At 63.4% G+C, this 268-nt stretch carries 1 protein-coding gene; it reads left to right on the top strand.

All coding sequences use genetic code 11. The features are described 5' to 3' along the window. The coding region (locus tag B2W52_RS06285) for an acyl-CoA dehydrogenase family protein (protein ID WP_286801985.1) at positions 1–268 on the top strand (268 nt) is incomplete at both ends.

Raw genomic sequence — 268 nt, 5'->3', positions numbered from 1 at the left:
AACCCGGACTTTGGCGGCATGGGCATGCCCAAGACCCTGGTGGCCCAGTTCGAGGAAATGATGCAGGGTGCCAACATGGCCTTTGGTCTCGCTCCCATGCTGACGGCCGGTGCCTGCCTGGCCCTGGACGCCCATGGCAGTGATGAGCTGAAAGAAAAATACCTGCCCAACATGTACTCCGGCGTCTGGTCCGGGGCCATGGACCTGACCGAGCCCCACGCCGGTACTGACCTCGGCATCATCCGCACCAAGGCCGAGCCGAACGACG

It is taken from the genome of Marinobacter sp. UBA2498, assembly GCF_002341575.1.
In the GTDB taxonomy this organism is placed as follows: Bacteria; Pseudomonadota; Gammaproteobacteria; order Pseudomonadales; family Oleiphilaceae; genus Marinobacter; species Marinobacter manganoxydans.
Note: the sequence above shows the minus strand (reverse complement) of the source record. Positions and strands in the feature narration are given on the sequence as shown.